The organism is Anaeromyxobacter diazotrophicus (genome assembly GCF_013340205.1).
Taxonomy (GTDB): Bacteria; Myxococcota; Myxococcia; order Myxococcales; family Anaeromyxobacteraceae; genus Anaeromyxobacter_A; species Anaeromyxobacter_A diazotrophicus.
In genome coordinates, this window is the sequence record NZ_BJTG01000001.1 from 313,786 (window position 1) to 332,130 (window position 18,345).

The 18,345-nt window shown below is 74.2% G+C and carries 14 protein-coding genes and 1 other RNA gene; 9 read left to right on the forward strand and 6 right to left on the reverse strand.

The window, feature by feature from the left end:
* Positions 1 to 10: 10 nt before the first annotated feature.
* Positions 11 to 829, reverse strand: coding sequence for an aldo/keto reductase (locus HWY08_RS01400; RefSeq protein WP_176062332.1), 819 nt, complete (start codon positions 827 to 829; stop codon positions 11 to 13).
* A 216-nt stretch (positions 830 to 1,045) separates the two neighbouring features.
* Between HWY08_RS01400 and HWY08_RS01405 the strand changes: the two genes are divergently transcribed.
* Positions 1,046 to 1,615, forward strand: coding sequence for a hypothetical protein (locus HWY08_RS01405; RefSeq protein ID WP_176062333.1), 570 nt, complete (start codon positions 1,046 to 1,048; stop codon positions 1,613 to 1,615).
* Between the two features lie 58 nt (positions 1,616 to 1,673).
* On the opposite strand, the gene HWY08_RS01410 is transcribed toward HWY08_RS01405, so the two are convergent.
* Positions 1,674 to 3,344 (reverse strand): sensor histidine kinase, encoded by a 1,671-nt coding sequence (locus HWY08_RS01410; protein WP_176062334.1) that lies wholly within the window; start codon positions 3,342 to 3,344, stop codon positions 1,674 to 1,676.
* 281 nt (positions 3,345 to 3,625) lie between these two features.
* Between HWY08_RS01410 and HWY08_RS01415 the strand changes: the two genes are divergently transcribed.
* From HWY08_RS01415 to HWY08_RS01450, 8 genes are all read left to right on the forward strand, one after another.
* Positions 3,626 to 4,963, forward strand: coding sequence for a sensor histidine kinase (locus HWY08_RS01415; protein WP_176062335.1), 1,338 nt, complete (start codon positions 3,626 to 3,628; stop codon positions 4,961 to 4,963).
* Complete coding sequence (locus HWY08_RS01420) at positions 4,938 to 6,317, forward strand: sigma-54-dependent transcriptional regulator (protein ID WP_176062336.1); 1,380 nt, start codon at positions 4,938 to 4,940, stop codon at positions 6,315 to 6,317. Before HWY08_RS01415 ends, HWY08_RS01420 begins: the two co-directional genes overlap by 26 nt.
* A 143-nt stretch (positions 6,318 to 6,460) precedes the next feature.
* Positions 6,461 to 7,762 carry a TolC family protein gene (locus HWY08_RS01425; protein ID WP_235969393.1) on the forward strand — a complete coding sequence of 434 codons (1,302 nt, stop codon included), beginning with the start codon at positions 6,461 to 6,463 and terminating at the stop codon, positions 7,760 to 7,762.
* A 163-nt stretch (positions 7,763 to 7,925) separates the two neighbouring features.
* Positions 7,926 to 9,062 (forward strand): efflux RND transporter periplasmic adaptor subunit, encoded by a 1,137-nt coding sequence (locus HWY08_RS01430; RefSeq protein WP_176062338.1) that lies wholly within the window; start codon positions 7,926 to 7,928, stop codon positions 9,060 to 9,062.
* Positions 9,063 to 9,079: 17 nt separating this feature from the next.
* Positions 9,080 to 12,232: an efflux RND transporter permease subunit gene (locus HWY08_RS01435; protein ID WP_176062339.1), complete on the forward strand. Its 3,153-nt coding sequence runs from the start codon at positions 9,080 to 9,082 to the stop codon at positions 12,230 to 12,232.
* Positions 12,233 to 12,708: 476 nt separating this feature from the next.
* Positions 12,709 to 13,188: an ester cyclase gene (locus HWY08_RS01440; RefSeq protein ID WP_176062340.1), complete on the forward strand. Its 480-nt coding sequence runs from the start codon at positions 12,709 to 12,711 to the stop codon at positions 13,186 to 13,188.
* 135 nt (positions 13,189 to 13,323) lie between these two features.
* A complete protein-coding gene (locus HWY08_RS01445) occupies positions 13,324 to 14,001 on the forward strand; it encodes a VOC family protein (RefSeq protein ID WP_176062341.1) in 678 nt (225 codons plus the stop codon).
* Between the two features lie 88 nt (positions 14,002 to 14,089).
* Positions 14,090 to 14,626 (forward strand): hypothetical protein, encoded by a 537-nt coding sequence (locus HWY08_RS01450; protein WP_176062342.1) that lies wholly within the window; start codon positions 14,090 to 14,092, stop codon positions 14,624 to 14,626.
* Positions 14,627 to 14,683: 57 nt separating this feature from the next.
* On the opposite strand, the gene rnpB is transcribed toward HWY08_RS01450, so the two are convergent.
* The 4 genes from rnpB to HWY08_RS01470 form a co-directional block, all read right to left on the reverse strand.
* Positions 14,684 to 15,107, reverse strand: an RNA gene (gene rnpB, locus HWY08_RS01455) — RNase P RNA component class A.
* Between the two features lie 48 nt (positions 15,108 to 15,155).
* Positions 15,156 to 16,817: a putative glycosyltransferase family protein gene (locus HWY08_RS01460; RefSeq protein WP_176062343.1), complete on the reverse strand. Its 1,662-nt coding sequence runs from the start codon at positions 16,815 to 16,817 to the stop codon at positions 15,156 to 15,158.
* A gap of 4 nt (positions 16,818 to 16,821) precedes the next feature.
* Positions 16,822 to 17,577 (reverse strand): ribonuclease HI family protein, encoded by a 756-nt coding sequence (locus tag HWY08_RS01465; protein ID WP_308469058.1) that lies wholly within the window; start codon positions 17,575 to 17,577, stop codon positions 16,822 to 16,824.
* A 2-nt stretch (positions 17,578 to 17,579) separates the two neighbouring features.
* Entirely contained in the window at positions 17,580 to 18,317 is a 738-nt protein-coding gene (locus HWY08_RS01470; protein ID WP_235969394.1) for a zinc ribbon domain-containing protein, read from the reverse strand.
* Positions 18,318 to 18,345: the final 28 nt, after the last annotated feature.

The window sequence follows — 18,345 nt, forward strand, 5'->3', positions numbered from 1 at the left end:
CGGGGGCCCTTCAGGCCCCCAGGTAGGCCACCAGCTCGCGGCGGAGCGCCTCGTCCGGCAGCGGGCCGCGCGCGGCGCCGAGGTCGTCGGAGAGGTGCTCGGGGTTGGCGGTGGCGGGGATGGCGACCGTGACCGCCGGGTGCGCGAGGATCCACTTCAGGAAGAGCTGCGCCCAGCTCGCCGCGCCGAGCTCGCGGGCGAAGGGCGGCAGCGGGCGGCGGCGCGCCTCGGCGAAGAGCGAGCCGCCCTCGAACGGGCGCATGACGATCACGGCCGTGCCGCTGTCCTTCGCCGCCGGGAGGAGCCGCGCCTCGGCCTGGCGCACGCCGACCGAGTACGGGAGCTGCACGAAGTCGAGCTTCTCGCGCCGCACCAGGCGCTCGAGCTCGTCGAAGGCGGACAGGGCGTAGTGGGTCACGCCGAGGTAGCGGATGCGGCCCGCCTCCTTCCAGGCCCGCAGCGTGGGGAGGTGCGCCTGCCAGTCGAGCAGGTTGTGGATCTGGACCAGGTCGAGCCGGCCGCCCATGCGCCGCTCCGACGCGGCGAGCTGCGCCTCCCCCGCCTCGCGGCCGGTGGACCACACCTTGGTCGCGACGAGGGCCCGCGGCTGCCACGGCGTGCCGCGCAGGAGATCGCCCACCACCTCCTCCGACCGGCCGTACATGGGCGAGCTGTCCACGAGGCGCGCGCCCGCCTCGAAGAAGCGCCGGAGCACCTCGCGCAGCGGCGCGCGGGCGGCCGCGTCGGGTCCGACGTCGAACGTCTGCCAGGTGCCGAGGCCGACCGCGGGGAGCGGCTCGCCGGTGGAGGGGATGGTGCGGGTGAGCATGCGCGGGCTCGCGGCGCGGGTGGAGCGCGGCCAGGCCAGCGCGGCGGCGGCGCCGGCCGCCAGGGCGAGGAAGCGCCGGCGGGGGTGTGATCGGACCCGTGGTCGCGGGCCGGCGCGTCCACCGAGGTGGGGACATTTTCGTGACATCACGCCAGTACCGAATAGGCTGCGCCGCTATCGGTCGCCATCGCGTCGACCGCAGGAGGAGAGGCGCCCATGGGACCATTCCACCAGGAGCTGGAGCCGTCGGGCCAGGGCCGCGGCCGCTGGGTGCGCGGGCTCGTGCTGGCCGGCGCGGTCGCCGCGGCGCTCGCCCCGGCCCGCCCGCTCGCGTTCTGGAACGTCGCCGTCGGAGACCGCATCCGCGATCGCGAGCTGACCGCGCTCGACGGCGGGCACCAGCCGCTGCTCGGCCGCGCGCAGGCCACGGTCTTCGTGCTGTTCCGCCCGGACCACGACTTCTCGCTGCAGACGCTGCGCGACGTGGCGCGGCTGCAGGGCAAGTGCGCGGGGAGCGTGCGCTTCGTGGCGGTGGCCTCGAGCGGCTACGCCCCCGCCGCCCTGCGCGCCACCCTGCGGCAGTCGGGGCTGCGGGCCACGATCCTGGTGGACCAGCGCGACGCGCTCGCCGGGGAGCTCGGCGCCGACGTGCGGCCGGCGGTGGCCATCGTCGACGAGACGCACCGACTCGTCACCTACCAGCCTTACCTCAGCGTCAACATGTACGACGCGCTCTGGGCGGACCTGCGCGGGGTGCTGGAGCGCGGGGGCCTGGCGCGGCGCTGACGGCAGCGGGCGCGGTCTCGCGCCCGCGGCGCCGGCCCCGACAGGACGAGCGGCCGCGTCAGGCGCCCACGGCGGGCTGCCAGCTCGCCCGGTGATCCTCCGGCCGGCGCCCGGAGGCGCGCGGCAAGGTGACGGTGAAGGAGGTCCCGCGCTCCGCGGTCGAGTCGACGGCGATGCTGCCGCCGTGGGCCTTCACCACCTGGCTCACGATGTACAGGCCGAGCCCGAGACCGCGCGCGTGGGTGGCGTCGCGGAGGGCGGACCCCCGGCAGAACGGCTCGAACAGCACCGGCATCAGCTCCGGCGCGATGGCCGGCCCCGCGTTCGCGACCGCGAGCACGACGGTGGCCTCGTCGCCGCGGACGGACACGCGCACGGGCGCGTGGCTCGCGCCGTGCTGGAGCGCGTTCGAGACGAGGTTCGAGACGACCTGCGCCAGGCGGGCAGGATCCCAGGTGCCGCGTCCGTCGCGCTCCAGCGACAGCTCGATGGCGTGATCCGGCGCCGAGGCCCGCAGCTCGGCGATCACCTCGCGGCACACCTCGTGGAGATCCGTCGCGACGGGGGCGATCGGCAGGGTCCCGGTGAAGCGGCTGTTCGTGAAGTCGAGGAGGGTCCCGATCATCTCCAGCATGCGCTGCGCCGCGCGGCCGATCTCCGCGACCGGGTCCCGGGCGCTCTCCGGCAGCTCGTCGCGCCGCAGCAGGAGCGAGGAGAGCGCCCGGACCGCGCCGAGCGGGCTGCGGAGGTCGTGGCCCAGGATCCCCATCATCTGCTCGCGGAAGGCGAGCGCCTGGGCGAGCTGCTCCTGCGCACGCTTCTGGTCGGTGATGTCCGTCGCGGCGCCGGTGAGGCCGACGATGGCGCCAGAGCGGTCGCGCAGCGGCTCCTGCGAGACGAGCAGGTGGTGGACGCCGCCCCGTCGGGCCGAGATCCGGACCTCCTCCTGGGCCCGGCCGCCGGTCTCGAGCACGGCGCGGTCGAGCGCGTTCAGCGGGGCCGCCTGCTCGGGCCCGACCAGCTCCTCGGTCGTCTTGCCGACGATCTCGCTCGCTCGGTAGCCGAGCGGCGGGTTGTAGACCCACCGGTAGCGGCCCCCCGCGTCCTGCTCGAAGAGGGTGATGTTGGAGTGGGCCAGGGCCACGCGGAACCGCTCCTCCGTCTCCCGGAGCTTCTGGTGCACCCGCGCGCTCTCCACGATCTGGCCCGCCCGCCGCACGAGCTCGCCGGCCAGCGCGACGTCCTCCTCGCCGTACCTCCGCCCCGATTCGGACGTCATCACGAAGGTCATGGTGGCGACCGACCTCGAGAGCGTGACCGGGATGACGAGCAGCGAGCAGACGCCGAGCTGGAGGATGAGCTCGAGGTACTCGCCGTCGGCCTCGCTCCGGAGCGTCTCCTCGGTGCAGTCGGCGACCAGCACCGGCCGCCCGGACCGGGCCGCCCTCGACGCCGGCAGGCGGCGGCGTCCGGCGTGGTCCAAGGGGTACCGGCGCAGGGCCTCGGCCAGGGGGGCCCGCCCGGGATCCCGGTGAGCGACGTGCATCCGGCGGGCTTCACCGTCCTCGATCACGTCGAAGATGCACCAGTCCGCCAGCTCCGGGATGGCCAGGCGGCCCACCGCCGTGAGCGCCTCCTCGTACTCCAGGGCGCCGGCGAGAGATCCCAGCTTCGAGAGGAGCGACAGCCGGGCGACGAACAGGCAACTGCGGTCGCCAGCGTGCGTCATGCTCGACTCCTCCGGAGGGGGTTGCGCGCGGGCGCCGCGCCGGCTTTCCATAGCGGCCGGTCCCTCCCGCGCCAGCCGATGAGGGAGGGACCAGGGGGATGCCGCGGCGAGCCCGGGTCGCGATGGTTGGGCCGGCGGGCCACCTGCTCAACCCTTGAGCAATCTGCGCCGGCTCGCCGCCCCATCGGGCTCACGGCGCGTCGGACGGAGGGGGACGCATTAAAGGGTACGGGCGTGGAGCGACTCGTCTGCCTGGCTCGAAACTTGCGAAGAGGCTCACCATGGTCGTCACGACCCTCGTTCAGCCGGACGTCCCCGCACGGCCGGGGATCGCGGTGCGCGCCGTCCGCGCGCTCCAGCACCCACGTCCGGAGGACGTTTTCCCGCTCGCGTATCACGCCGTGGCGGCGGTGATCCTGGCGGCGGCCCGCTACCCGGGATGGCGGATCGCCGTCCTCGCGATCCCCGCCGTGCTCCCGCGCGCGCACTTCTATCTCTTCAGCGCCGCCCCGGGGTCGCCGAGGTATGACCCGAAGCGCTGCGTGAACACCGGCCCTGCCGCGGTCGCGTGGTGGGTCGTCCTCTCGCAGTCGAGCCTGCTCGTCACGACCGCGCTCGCGGTCGCCGTGACCGGTGGCGTGCGAAGCCCGCTGCTCGTCACGGTCTTCGCGGCGTACGCCGCCGCCGCCTGCCTGGTGGGCGATCGACTCCAGACACGGTTGCTGCTCGGGGCGACGGCGCTCGCGGTCGCCGCGATGGCCATGCTGCCAAGCGCCTGGGCCGGGCCCGAGCTGCCGGCCTCGGCGCACGCCCTGCTCGTCGCGGTCGCGGTCCTCGGCGCGGGGGCGCTCATCAAGCCGGCCGACGCCATGAACTGCAAGCGGCGCGGCGAGCTGGCCCGCGCCCGCGAGGAGATGGCGGCGGACGCGCTCACCCGCGCCCAGAGCCTCGAGCAGATCGGCACGAAGGTGGCGCACGAGCTCAAGAACCCGCTCACGGGGGTGAAGGCGCTCGTCCAGCTCGGCCTGCGGAACCCCGCCGAGGCCGCGTCGCGCGACCGGCTCGAGATCGTCGACCGGGAGGTCACGCGGATGCAGGAGATCCTGCAGAACTACCTGTCCTTCACCCGCCCGCTCCAGGAGGTGACGCCGAGGCGCGTCGAGCTCGGGAGGCTGGTCTCGGACACCCTGGAGGTGCTCTCGGCCAGGGCCGACGGCGCTCGCGTCCGCCTGTACACCCAGGGCGAAGCCGCCATCGACGCCGATCCGCGCCGCCTCAAGGAGGCGCTCCTCAACCTGGTCGCGAACGCGATCGAGGCCACCCCTCCCGGCGGAGAGGTGGACGTCGAGGTGCGGCCGGCGGGCGGCGACGCCGAGATCGTGATCCGCGACACCGGGCGGGGCATGACGGCCGAGACGCTCCGGCGCATCGGCACGCCCTTCTTCACGACCCGTGACGACGGCACCGGCCTCGGCGTGGTCCTGGCGCGCTCGGTCATCGCGCAGCACGGCGGGTCGCTGCGGTACGAGAGCGAGCTCGGCCAGGGGACCCGGGTCCGGGTCGCGCTGCCGCGCGTGGCGAAGGGAGGCCGCGATGGCCCGTGTGCTCGTCGTCGATGACGAGGCCTCCGTCCGCGCGGCCCTGAAGGAGCTCGTCCAGAGCCGCGGATGGGAGCCGCTCGTGGCGCGCTCGGGCGCGGAGGCGCTGGAGCTCGTGGAGCGCGCCGACGCCGTGGTCACCGACTTCTCCATGCCGGAGATGGACGGCATGGACCTCCTGCGCGCCATCCACGAGCGGGACGAGGCCCTGCCGGTGATCCTGCTCACCGCGCACGGCTCCGAGCGGCTCGCGGTGCGCGCCATCCGGGCCGGCGCGTACGAGTACGTCGCGAAGCCGTTCGACGTGGACGAGATGCTGCTCGCGCTCGCGCGCGCGCTCGAGGCCCGCGAGCTGCGCCAGCGCGACCGGCAGCTGACCGCGGAGCACGCCATCGGCCGCCGCGTGGTCGGCGTGTCCGCGCCGATGCGGCGCCTGCTCGAGGCGACGACGCGGGTGGCCGGGAAGGACATCACCGTCCTCGTGCGCGGGGAGACCGGGACCGGCAAGGAGCTCATCGGCTCGCTCCTGCACGCCCAGAGCCGGCGCGCGGATGGCCCGCTCGTCCGGTTCAACTGCAGCGCCATCCCGGCGGACCTGGCCGAGGCGGAGCTCTTCGGGCACACCCGCGGCGCCTTCACCGGCGCGGCGCAGGCGCGGGCCGGGTTCTTCGCCGAGGCGAACCACGGGACCCTGGTCCTCGACGAGGTGGGCGAGCTCCCCATCGCCATCCAGGCGAAGCTGCTGCGCGCGCTGCAGGACGGCGAGATCCAGCCGGTGGGGTCGGGGCGGGTGGAGAAGGTCGACGTGCGGATCGTCGCCTGCACGAACCGCGACCTCGCCGCAGAGGCGCGCGAGGGGCGGTTCCGGCAGGACCTGTACTACCGCCTCGCGGTGGTCGAGCTGGTGGTGCCGCCGCTCCGGGAGCGCCGCGAGGACATCCCCGCGCTCGCCCACGAGTTCGCGCTCCGGTACGCGGAGCGCTTCGACGGGGAGGGCGTCCGCCTCGCCCCGGCGCTCGTGCAGCGCCTCACCGCCGCCGACTGGCCGGGCAACGTCCGCCAGCTCGAGAACGCGGTGGCGCGGATGGTGGCCCTGAGCGGCGGCGGCGAGATCGGCCCGGAGGCCTTCTCCGGCAGCGCCTCCGAGCCCGCGGCCCCGCGGCCGGGCGCCGGCCCCGCCGCGGCGGCCGATGGCCAGACGTTGCGCGAGCAGCTCGACGTGCTCGAGCGCACCGTCATCGCTCGGACGATGACCGCGGTCGGCGGCAACCAGTCCGAGGCGGCGCGGCGGCTCGGGATCAGCCGCAACACGCTCACCGAGCGCCTCCGCCGCTACGAGATCGCGGCGGACTTCGGCTCCGGCGGCTCGCGCTGAGGCCGCTGCTCAGCGCCTGAGCGATCTGCGCCATCCGCCGCGCTCGCGCCTCCGGCGGCGCGTCTTCGCCGCCCGTGACCGCGGACGATCCGCCTGGCCCGGCCCCTGCACTGCGCCCCCCGCAGGAGGAGCGAGTCATGCGGATGGCAAGGTTTCTGGTCGCGCTCGGCGCGGTGATGGCTGCGGCGCACGCGAGCGCGCTCCAGCCGCTCGAGGAGTTCCTGCGCGGCGCCCGGGCGAGCGGCGCCGACGACGCCGAGGCCCGCGCCCTGCACCGGCAGGCGGGCGCGGACGCGCAGGGGGCGCTCGGTCGCGCGCTGCCGCGCCTGTCGCTGCGAGGGACCTACACCCGGAACCAGTACGAGACCGACGTCGACCTTCCCGCGGCGGGCGGCGGCACGCCCGCGACGGTCACCATCACGCCCAAGGGCCAGCTGGACGGGAGCGCCACGCTCGACGTGCCGCTCGTGAACCTCGCCACCTTCGCCGGGATCGCCGCCGCCCGCACCGGCGCCCGCGCGGCCGGGATCGCGGCGGCCGCGACCGACCTGCGCGTCCAGGCGCAGGTCGCCCAGGATTACTACCAGCTCGTCGCGAACGTCTCGCTCGTCGGCTCGTCGAAGCGGGCGCTCGAGGTGGCTCGCGCCAGCCTGCAGACCGCGGAGCGGCTGCACGCCGCCGGCTCCGTCCCGCTGCTCGACGTGGACCGCGCCGGGGGCGAGGTGGAGCGCGACGTGCAGCAGGTGGCGGCGGCGGAGCTGCAGGTGGCGCTGGTCGCGCGGGCGCTGGCATCGGCCAGCGGCGTCACCCCGGAGCTCGACCGCGAGGTGACGCTCGCGGACGACCTCCACGAGGAACCGCCGCTGGAGCGGTTCCAGCCGCCGGACGATCACCTCCCCTCGCTCGCGGCGGCGATCGAGCGCCGCGTCTCCGCGGAGCAGCTGGCGACGGCGCAGCGCCTCGCGCTGGTCCCCAGCCTGAGCGCGTCCATCACGGAGCGGGGCACGAACGCCACCGGCTTCTCCGGGCGGGAGTTCTACTGGCAGGGGGTCGTCGCGCTCACCTGGTCCTTCGACCTGACCACGGTCGCGAACATCCGCTCCCAGGACGCGGCCGCCGACGCCGCGCGCGCGCGGGAGCAGCGCGCCCGGCTCGCCGCGCGCGACGACATCCACGCCACCTGGAGGACGGTCGCGACGGACATCGCCCGGAGCCGCTCCGCGCGCGTCCAGGCGCAGGTGAACGCGCGCGCGGCGCAGCTCGCGCTCGAGCGGTACCAGGCGGGCACCGCGACGCAGCTCGATCTCCTGCAGGCGCAGCGCGACGCCTTCGCGGCCGACGCGGGGCGCATCCAGGCCGACGCCGACCTGGTCAACGCGCGCGCGCAGCTGCGGATCGCCGCGGGGGTGAGCCTCCTCGAGCCCAGGGCGGAGGTGGCGCCGTGATCCGTGCCTGCGCGCCCCGGCGGGCTGCTCAAGACCTGAGCGATCCGCTCGACCTGGCGTCGACTTGCCTCTCCCCGCCCGCGGCGCCGCGCGGTCCGCGCGCGCGGCCGCAGCGTGGCCCGTTCTCTGCACAGCACCCTTCGATTCCGTCCCGGAGCGTCCCATGAAGAGCAAGACCAGGCAGCGCATCGTCGTCGTCGTCGGGCTGGTGACCGTCGTCGCCATCCTCGTCGGGGTGAAGGCCGGCCAGATCGTGACCATGGTCCACGCCGGCGAGTCCTTCACCCCGCCCCCGCAGGCGGTCACCTCCGCCACCGTCCAGCGCGCGGAGTGGGAGGCCGCGCGAGCGGCCGTCGGCACCCTCGTGGCGGTGCAGGGCGTCACGCTCGGCGCCGAGGTCCCCGGGCGCGTCCGCGAGATCACCTTCCGGTCCGGGGCGGTGGTGAAGGCCGGCGAGGTGCTCGTCCGGCTCGACACCTCCGCCGAGGACGCGCAGCTCGCGGCGGCGGTCGCGGACGCGGAGCTCGCCAAGGCGACGCTGACGCGGTCGAGGAGGCTGCGCCAGGGCGAGGTCAACGCCCAGGCCGACCTCGACGCGGCCGAGGCGCGCGCCAAGCAGGCGGACGCCACCGTGGCGAACCTGCGGGCCATCATCGCCAAGAAGACCATCCGCGCTCCGTTCGAGGGGCGCATCTCGATCCGTCAGGTGAACCTCGGGCAGATCCTGGCGCCCGGGACGCCGATCGCGTCGCTGCAGCAGGTGAGCCCCATTCACGCCGACTTCTGGCTGCCTCAGCAGGCGCTGCGGGACGTCGAGGCCGGCGAGCGAGTCCGCCTCCGGACGGACACGTTCCCGGACGCCGCCTGGGAAGGCGAGGTGTCGACGGTGAACCCCGAGGTGGACCCGGCCACGCGCAACGTCCGGGTCCGCGCCACCTTCCGGAACGCCGACGGGCGCCTGCGGCCCGGGATGTTCGGGAACGTGGAGGTCCTCGCCTCCCAGAAGCGGCCCGTGCTCACCATCCCGGCCACCGCGGTGATGTACGCGCCGTACGGTGACTCGGTCTACGCCATCGAGCCGCAGCAGGGGGCGGCCGGGAAGCCCGCCGCGGTGGTCCGGCAGAAGTTCGTGCGCCTGGGAGAGCGGCGCGGCGACCTGGTGGCGGTGGTCTCCGGGCTCGGGGCGGGCGAGACCATCGTGAGCAGCGGCGTGTTCAAGCTGCGGAACGGCGCCGCGGTCGCGGTCGACGACACCCTGGCGCCGAAGGCGCAGCTCGCGCCGAAGCCGACGGAAGAGTGAAGGGAGCGGAGCGCGCCATGAGGTTCACCGACATCTTCATCCGACGCCCGGTCATCGCCGTCGTCGTCAGCCTCGTCATCGTGATCGCGGGCATCCAGGCCATCCGGACGCTCAACGCCCGCCAGTACCCGCGGAGCGAGAACGCCGAGATCACCGTCACCACGACGTACGTGGGGGCGAACGCCGAGCTCGTGCGCGGGTTCATCACCACCCCGCTGGAGCGGGTGATCGCCGCGGCCGACGGCATCGACTACATCGAGTCGGAGAGCAAGCAGAACGTGTCCATCATCCGGGCGCGGCTGCGGCTCAACTACGACGCCACCCGGGCGCTCTCGGAGATCGGCTCGAAGGTCGACCAGGTCCGCGGCGACCTGCCTCCGGACGCGGAGGTGCCGGTCCTGAGCATCGTCTCGGCCGACAGCCAGTTCGCCTCCACCTACCTCTCCTTCTCCTCGGCGTTCCTGAAGCAGAACGAGATCACCGACTACCTGGTCCGCGTGGTCCAGCCGCGGCTCTCGGCCATCCAGGGCGTGCAGCGCGCCGACATCATCGGGGCGCGGACCTTCGCCATGCGCATCTGGCTCAAGCCGGATCGGATGGCGGCCCTCAACGTGAGCCCGGCCCAGGTGCGGCAGGCGTTGGCCGCCAACAACTACCTCGCCGCCGTGGGCCAGACCAAGGGCTCGCTCGTCCAGGTGAACCTCACCGCGAACACGGACCTGCACTCGGAGAAGGAGTTCCGGGAGCTCGTCGTCCGCGAGAAGGACGGGGCGACGGTCCGGCTCGGCGACATCGCCGACGTGGTGCTCGGCGCGGAGGACTACGACACCGCGGTGAACTTCAACGGGCAGACCGCCGTGTTCATCGGCGTCTGGGCGCTCCCGAACGCGAACGCCCTCGAGGTCGTCCAGCGCGTCCGCGCGGAGATGGCGTCGCTCCAGCAGGACCTCCCGGAGCAGATCCAGGCCCGGGTCGCCTACGACGCCACCGACTACATCCGCAGCGCCATCCACGAGGTGCAGACCACGCTCACGGAGACGCTCCTCATCGTGGTCCTCGTCATCTTCCTCTTCCTCGGGTCGCTCCGGTCGGTCCTCATCCCGGTCGTCGCCATCCCGGTGTCGCTCATCGGGGCGGTGTTCCTGATGCAGGTCTTCGGGTTCACGGTGAACCTCCTGACGCTCCTCGCCATCGTGCTCTCGGTCGGGCTCGTGGTCGACGACGCCATCGTCGTGGTCGAGAACGTCGAGCGGCACCTGCGCGAGGGGGCGCGGCCCGTGGACGCGGCGATCCTCGGCGTGCGAGAGCTCGTCGGGCCGATCATCGCGATGACCATCACGCTCGCGGCGGTCTACGCGCCCATCGCCTTCCAGGGGGGGCTCACCGGCTCGCTGTTCCGGGAGTTCGCCCTCACCCTCGCCGGCGCCGTCGCCATCTCCGGCGTCGTGGCGCTGACGCTCTCGCCCATGATGTCGGCGTACCTCCTGCGCCGTGAGGAGCGAGGGCTCGCGGCGCGCATCAGCCGCGGCTTCGAGCGCATCAAGGCGGTCTACGCGCGCCTCCTCGACCGATCGCTGAGCGGCTCGCGCGGCTCCATCTACGCGGCCTGGATCGTGCTGAGCTTGCTCGCGCTCGCGATGTTCTCGCAGGCCCCGCGCGAGCTCGCGCCGACGGAGGACCAGGGCGTCATCCTGGGCGTCGTCAACACGCCCTCGAACTCCACGGCCGACCAGCTCGCGCCGCTGACGCACGAGGTGTTCCGGACGGTGAAGGATCTCCCGGAGTCGAGCTTCGTCTTCCAGGTCACCTCGCCCGACACCGGGTTCTGGGGGACGACGCTCACGCCGTGGGAGGATCGGAAGCGGAACGCGTTCCAGATCCTGCCGGAGGTGACGGCGCGCGTCTCCAGGATCCCGGGGATCGAGACCTTCCCCATCCTGCCGCCCGCGCTGCCCGGCGGCGGCCAGTTCCCCGTCGAGTTCGTCATCGCCTCGACCGCGGACACCGCGCAGGTGCTCGAGCTCGCGAAGAAGGTCCAGGAGCGGGCGGTGGCGAGCAAGATGTTCGCCTTCCCGCCGCTCATCGACGTCAAGGTGGACCAGCCCTCGTCCGAGGTGGAGCTCGACCGCGAGAAGGTGGCGCAGCTGGGGCTGAACCTCCAGGGCGTGGGGCAGGACCTCGGGGCGGCCACGGGCGGCCACTTCGTCAACCGGTTCAGCATCGGCGGCCGCAGCTACAAGGTCATCCCGCAGGTGCTGCGCTCCGAGCGCCTCAACCCCGAGCAGCTCAAGGACATCTACGTGAACGGCCGCGACGGCCAGCTGGTGTCGCTCGACTCCATCGCCCGCATCCGCGACACGGTCACGCCGCGCTCGCTCAACCGCTTCCAGCAGCTCAACTCCGTGAAGATCAGCGGGGTGGCGATGCGGCCGCTCGACGAGGCGCTGCGGTTCCTGGAGGGCGAGTCCGCCAAGATCCTGCCGAAGGGGTACACGCTCGACTACACGGGCGAGTCGCGCCAGCTCCGGACGGAGGGGAACAAGTTCGTGCCGGCGTTCCTGCTCGCGGTGGTGCTCATCTTCCTGGTGCTCGCCGCGCAGTTCAACAGCTTCCGCGATCCGTTCGTGATCCTGGCCGGGTCCGTGCCCCTCGGCATGTTCGGCGCGATGGTGATGATGTTCCTGAAGATGCCCAACCCGACGCTCCACTACTTCACCGACGGCTGGACGACGACGCTCAACGTCTACTCGCAGGTGGGGCTCGTGACGCTGGTCGGGCTCGTCGCCAAGAACGGCATCCTCATCGTCGAGTTCGCCAACAAGCTGCAGGAGCAGGGGCTCTCGAAGCTCGAGGCGGTGAAGAGCGCCGCGGTGACGCGCCTCCGCCCCATCCTCATGACGAGCGTGGCGACCGTCCTCGGTCACTTCCCGCTGACGCTGGTGACCGGGCCGGGGGCGAAGGCGCGGAACAGCATCGGGCTCGTCCTCGTCTCCGGCATGGCGATCGGGACGGTGTTCACGCTCTTCTTCCTGCCCGCCATCTACCTCCTCATCGCGCGCGACCACCGGGCGGCCGCGCGCGGCGAGCCCGCCACCGACGACGTCCCGGCCGCGAACGCCGAGGCGCTCGACCTGCCGATCCACGCCGCCCGCGAGGCGACGCCCTCGTGAGCGCGGGCGTCCCTCGTCGCGGTCGCAGCGACGGGGGACGCGGGCGTGGTCTCGGACGGGGGGAAGCCGGCCCTGCCCGAGGAGGTCCGCCGACGGCCTCGCCCGCGTTGCGCGATCACGCCGGCGGACCTCCGATCGAGGGGGCTAGTGCTGCAGCCACACCCCGGCGTGCGGGGCGCCGGTCGTGACGTCGGCGGCAGGCCCCGAGCGTCCTGTCGGCGGCGATCCTGGAGGAAGTCGAGCGGCGCGCTGGTGCCGTTGGGGGTCGTGACCGTCAACGGCAACGCGGGCGTCCGGCCAGGCCGCCGCGCGCAGCTCGGCCTGCAGGCGCCGGCGCCATTCCCGAAACGAACGCTGGCCCCCGCGAGCCCAGCCTCGCGGGGGCTCGCCGTCTCCGCGCCCCGCGGCCCTTGCAGGCGCGCGAGGACTGCGCAGATCTCCCCCCGCCGCCACATCCGCGCGGCGAGGAGAGAGCCATGGCCGTCGACATCAAGCAGGCCCAGCGCCGGTTGCTCGAGGAGGCGTTCGGGAAGGGGAACTTCGGCGCGTACGACGAGATCTGCGATCCCGGCTACCGGGCGCACGACCCGGTGACGGGGGACGCCGATCTGAAGCAGGAGAAGGAGTACTGCCGCATGTACCGCACGGCCTTCCCTGACCTCTCGCCCAGCATCCTCCGCAGCTGGGTGGACGCCGACGGCGACACCTGCATCACCCAGTGGCGCATGAGCGGCACGCACCAGGGCCAGCTCATGGGCGTCGCGCCGACCGGCCGGCGCTGCACGGTGGAGGGGATCTCCATCAGCCATTTCAAGGGCGGCAAGCTCCTCGAGGACTGGGTGCAGTGGGACGCGCTCGGCCTGATGCGCCAGCTCGGCGAGGGCGCCACCGCCAGCGCCACGGCCTCCGCCGCGGGCGCGCGCCCGCAGGCGAGCCAGGCGCAGCCGAAGCACTAGCGGGGCACCCGGGCCCAGGAGCCGCAGCCGCCCTCGCCAGGGCCACGGGGGTCGTGGTCCTCACCGCGACGTCGCTCGAGCTTGCCGGCGCCCCCCGGCACGCGAGGTTAGGATCGCGCGCGTGGGGGACGCGAGATGATCGAGCTCGACCACCTGGTCGTGGCGGCTCTTACCCTGGACGAGGGCATGCGCTGGGTGCGGGAGCGGGTCGGCGTCGCGCCCGAGCCCGGCGGACAGCACCTGGGGTTCGGGACGCACAACGCGCTGCTGCGGCTCGGCGAGGACGTCTACCTGGAGGTCCTCGCGCCCGACCCCGCGCAGCCCGAGCCGCCCCGCTCCCGGCTGTTCGGGCTCGACGGCGACGCGACGCGCGCGTCGCTGGAGCGGGGCCCGCGGCTCCTGCACTGGGTGGTCCGGACGGGAGCGCTGGGCGCGGCGATCCGGCGGCTCGCCACCGCGGCCGGGCTCGAGCCGGCCGCGGTCGGCCTCCCGACCCCCATGCAGCGCGGCCAGCTCCGGTGGACCCTGGCGCTCCCATCCGACGGCTCGCGGCCGCCCGGCGGGTTGCCGAGCGTGATCGACTGGGGCGCGACCCCGCACCCGTGCTCACGGCTTCCCGACCGCGGGGTGCGGCTCGAGCGGCTGGAGCTCGCCGCCGAAGCCCCGATCGCCTCGGCGCTCGCCGAGCTGACGCGCGATCCACGCGTCGCCCTCGCCGCCGGTGCGCCGGCGCGGTGCATCGCCCACCTCGCCGCTCCGTCAGGGACCGCGACGCTGGGCGAAGGTCACATCGCGGGGCGCGACGCTACTTGATCAATATCAACGCGGTGCGGAGCAGGGCTCCGGCGCGTGAAGCGCCCGGCGAGGCAGCGCCTCCTGGACGCGATCGAGGGGAGCTGCCATGGAACACGAACGCACCACCAGGACGGCGGACGGCACGTGGATGGCCCGGGCTTCGGCGATCGGCGCGGGAGACGTCAGCCTCGCCGTCCGCGGCGAGCTCACGCGGCTGCTGGCCGAGAGCGCCGGGGATCGGAAGAAGGCGGTCCACGCGGGACTGTCCGCGCTCGTCGCACGGGAGGCGATCACCGGCGGTGAGGCGAAGGAGCTCGCGGCCATCTTCGACCGGCTCTTCGCCGCTCCGGACGGCTCCGACCCCGAGCTGGCCAAGCGGGTCCGCTCGTATTACCGGGCCCTCGTGCTCGACCAGGCGTCCAGCCCGGCCGCGCTGGCCGTGGCGAGCGTGCTCAACGCAGGGCCCGCGCCGGGCGCCGCTGGCCAGCCCAGGGCCTCGGCCGTCTCCAAGGGCGACGCGCTGTACGGCGGCTTCGGCGCGCTGGTCGGCGCCGGGATCGGCGCCGGCTTCGGCGGGCCGATCGGCGCCGGGATCGGCGCCGCTGTCGGCGCGGCCGTGGGGGTGTGCATCGCGGAGAGCTGACGACGCGGGGCCGCGCCGCGACGCCCGAGGCGCGCTGGCGCGGCCATGCTCTCGAAGTGCCGGAGCCGCCCTGTAAGCCGGGTCCTGTCCCGCCGGCCTCGCGGCCGGCGGCGGCGTACATTCCTCTCGGACGCGCGTTGCCGCGCGCCTCCAGCGAGCTGTACCCGGAGGCTCCGACCGGGCCGGTCTTCGACCCGCGCTCGCGCGCGGGTCACGCCCTCGCGGGCGATGCCTCCCTATTCGCTCTTGCACCGGGTGGGGTTTGCCATGCCGCGCCGGTCACCCGGCGCGCGGTGCGCTCTTACCGCACCGTTTCACCCTTGCCACGCGCGCCTCGCGGCGCCGTTCGGCGGTCTGTTCTCTGTGGCGCTGTCCTGCGGGTCACCCCGACCGGCCGTTGGCCGGCACCCTGCCCTGTGGTGCCCGGACTTTCCTCGGCGACCCCTGCCCTGCAGATCGACGCGTACGCCCGGGCGGCTCCGGCCCGGGGGATGTAACACCGCCCGCGCGGCCTGCCAAGCGGCGGCGTTCAGCGCCCGCGATCCCGGGTGGCCCAGAGCGCCGCCAGGACCCCGCGCCGCGCGAAGGCCAGCCGGTGCCGCCCCGGCCCCAGCACCACGTCGAGGGTGCCGTGCGGAGAGCGCCGCACCGCCTCGGGCGGCACGCCCTCCACGCCCACGAACGGCGTGGCGAACTGGCTGAAGTGGATCGTGCAGCCCGGGCCGGCGTCCACCTCCAGCGCCAGGCGGGTGAAGTGGAAGGGCTGGGCGAGGTCGCGCGCCGGGGAGCTCCCGCGCAGGGCGCACCCGTCGAGCGCCACGAAGGGCGCGCGCGGGGGGACCGGCGCGACGCCGCGCGCCAGGAACTCGCCGCCGGCCCAGGGGCCGTCGAGCGCGTCGAGCGCCCGCGCGATCTCCTCCGCCCGGTGCCAGCCGTAGCGGATGTGCTGCGCGCGCGCGGCGAAGAGGACCTGCCAGCCGACGGCCGCGGCGACGACCACCCCCGCGACCACCCGCGGCCCGCGCGCGGGCCCGTGCGCGACCGCGGCGGCCAGCTCGCAGAAGAGCGCCACCGCCGCCGGGGCCATGAAGGCGAGCAGGCGCCAGGGGAACTGGATGACGTCGACCAGCGGCACGCGCCGGTAGAACGGCGCGGCGAGCTCGAGCTGAAGCGCGAAGCAGACGAGCGCCCCGCCCCCCAGGAGGAGCAGCGCCGGCCGCGACAGCCGCCCCCGCGCGCCGGCGGCGAAGGGCGCGAGGGCGAGCAGCCCGAGGAGCGGGGCCCGCCCGATCTCGACGCTGAGCCCCTGCCACTGCTCGCCCCATCGGAAGTTGAAGACGGAGAGATAGCGCTTCGGGATCTGGAAGAGCTCGGCCGGCTGGTAGACGCGGAGCCTGTCCAGGTCGAACGCCGGCCCGAGCCGGCGGATGGCGACGGCGTACACGCCGGCGGTCGCCGCCAGCACCAGGGCCGTCCAGAGCAGGCTCGAGCCCACCGGGGACCGCCACGGCGCGCGCCGCCGCGCTGCGCGCTGCGCCACGAGCGCCCAGGCGAACGCGAGCGCGACGAAGATCGTCGCGTAGAGCCAGAGGACGACGTGCGCGTAGAAGAGCAGCGCCCAGACGGTCCCCAGCGCGACGCCGGCGCGCTCGCCGCGCATGACCCGGAGCGCGTGCACGAACAGCCACGGCACCAGCATGCCCGCCGCGAGCTCGGCCAGCGCGGCGCGCACCAGCCAGTCGGTGTACGTGTAGGGCGCGAGGATCAGCAGCGCCGCCGCGGCGAGCCGCACCGCGAGCGGCCACCCCAGCGCGCGGCCGAGCCGCTCCATCCCGAGGCCGCCCACGGCGAGGAACAGCACCACCGCGACGGTCACCGCGCGCAGGCTGGAGAGGCCGGCGGCGGCCAGCGCGCCCGAGACCGTGTAGAAGAGCCGGTGGTAGAAGAACGGCCCGGGCGTGCCGTGCCCGTTGAAGCAGAAGGGGCTCCAGGTCGGGAAGAGATCGCCCGCCAGGAAGGCGCGCCGGAACCACTCGGTGCGCTCGAAGGCGGAGAGCGCGTCGTGGTTGTACGGCCAGCCGCGCCCGGGGAGCACCACCGCCACGGCGAGGAGCGCCAGCCCGGCGATCGCGCCGCCGGCCACGAGCCGCGCCGCGAGCGGCGGCGGGCGATCGGCGGGCGCGGGATCCACGGCGCTACAGCCGCTCGTCGATGGCCCGGTTCGACATCTCGTCCGCGGCCGCGTTCTCCTCGCGCGGGATGTGCGCCACCCGCACCTCCGGGAAGGCCTTGAGGAGCGCCTGCGCCTCGTCGTGCAGCGGCCGGAGGTGCTCCGCCTTCACCGCGTAGTCGCCGGCGAGCTGCTTCACCAGCAGCTCGGAGTCGGAGAAGACGTCGAGCTCCTTGATGCCCATCGCCTTGGCGCGCTTGAGGCCCAGGATGAGGCCGGTGTACTCGGCGACGTTGTTGGTGCTGTCCCCGAGGAACTTGCCGAGCTTGGCCATGATGTGGCCGGCCGGGCTCACGATGACCGCGCCCGCGCCGGCCGGGCCGGGGTTGCCGCGGGCGGCGCCGTCGGTGAAGAGCCGCACCCGCGGCGGCAGCTCGGCCGCCTTCTCCACCGCCTCGGCCCGCTCGCGCTCCGCGTCGAGGGCGCGCTGGCGCTTCTTCTGCTCGCGCTGGGCCTTCGACTCGTTCATGGCGGCGTCGAGCTCCTCGGCGCTCTGCTTGGCGGCGCGCTCGACCTCGCTCTGCTTGCGCACCTTGAGCCCCGTCTTGCCCCGGGGGCCCGGGGCGGGCTCGGCGGCCTTCTCCGACTCCTCCAGGCGGTCGGCGGCGGCCGCGATGAGCTTGCCGATCGCGTCGCGGTCGTGGCCGGCGTAGCGCTGCAGCGTGCGCGGCAGCTGCTCGTTGGCCGCGATGAAGCGGAGCAGGTCGACGAGGACCGACACGGTCAGGCGGTCGCGGCGGGCGGGTTCACCGCCTCGGCCGAGTAGATGATGCGGTTGCAGTTGGGGCAGGTCTCGACCGAGTCCGCCCGCTGCAGGACGATGCCGAGCTGGGGCGGGATGTTGCGGTTGCAGCCGCGGCAGGTGGTGCCGACCACCGGCGCGACCGCCACGCCGGCGCGCTTGCGCTTGATGTTCTCGTACCGGGAGAGGAGCGCCGGGTCGACCTGCTTCGAGGCCTCGCCGCGCCGCGCCTCCAGCTCGCGCAGCTTCACCTCGTACTCGGCGGCGCGCTTGCCCAGCGCGGCCAGCTCGTCCTGGGCGCCCAGCTCGCGCTCGGAGAGCGCGTCGGCGGCGGCGTCGAGGCTCTTCTTCAGCTCGACCGCGGCGGCGGCGAGCGCCTTCATCTGCTCGGACTGCCCCTCGTTGGTCTTCTTCGCGATCTCGATCTCGCGGGAGAGCGCGGCGTACTCGCGCGGCGTCTTGATCTCGCCCAGGCGCCCCTCCCACTTCTTCACCTTGTCCCGCTCCATCCCGAGCAGCAGCTCGATCTGGCGGCGCTCGCGCTCGTTGTCCTCGAGGCGCGCCTTCTCCGTCTCGTAGGCCTTCCGGGCGGCCGCGACGCCGGCCTCGATCTCCGCCCGGCGCGCCGGGACGGTGTCCGCCTCTCCGCGCAGCCCGCCCGCGTCGAGGTCGATCTGCTGCAGCTCCTCCAGCGCCTTCAGCTTCTCACGCAGCGACAAGGGTGCTTCCTCCATGAGGGCGCGCGCA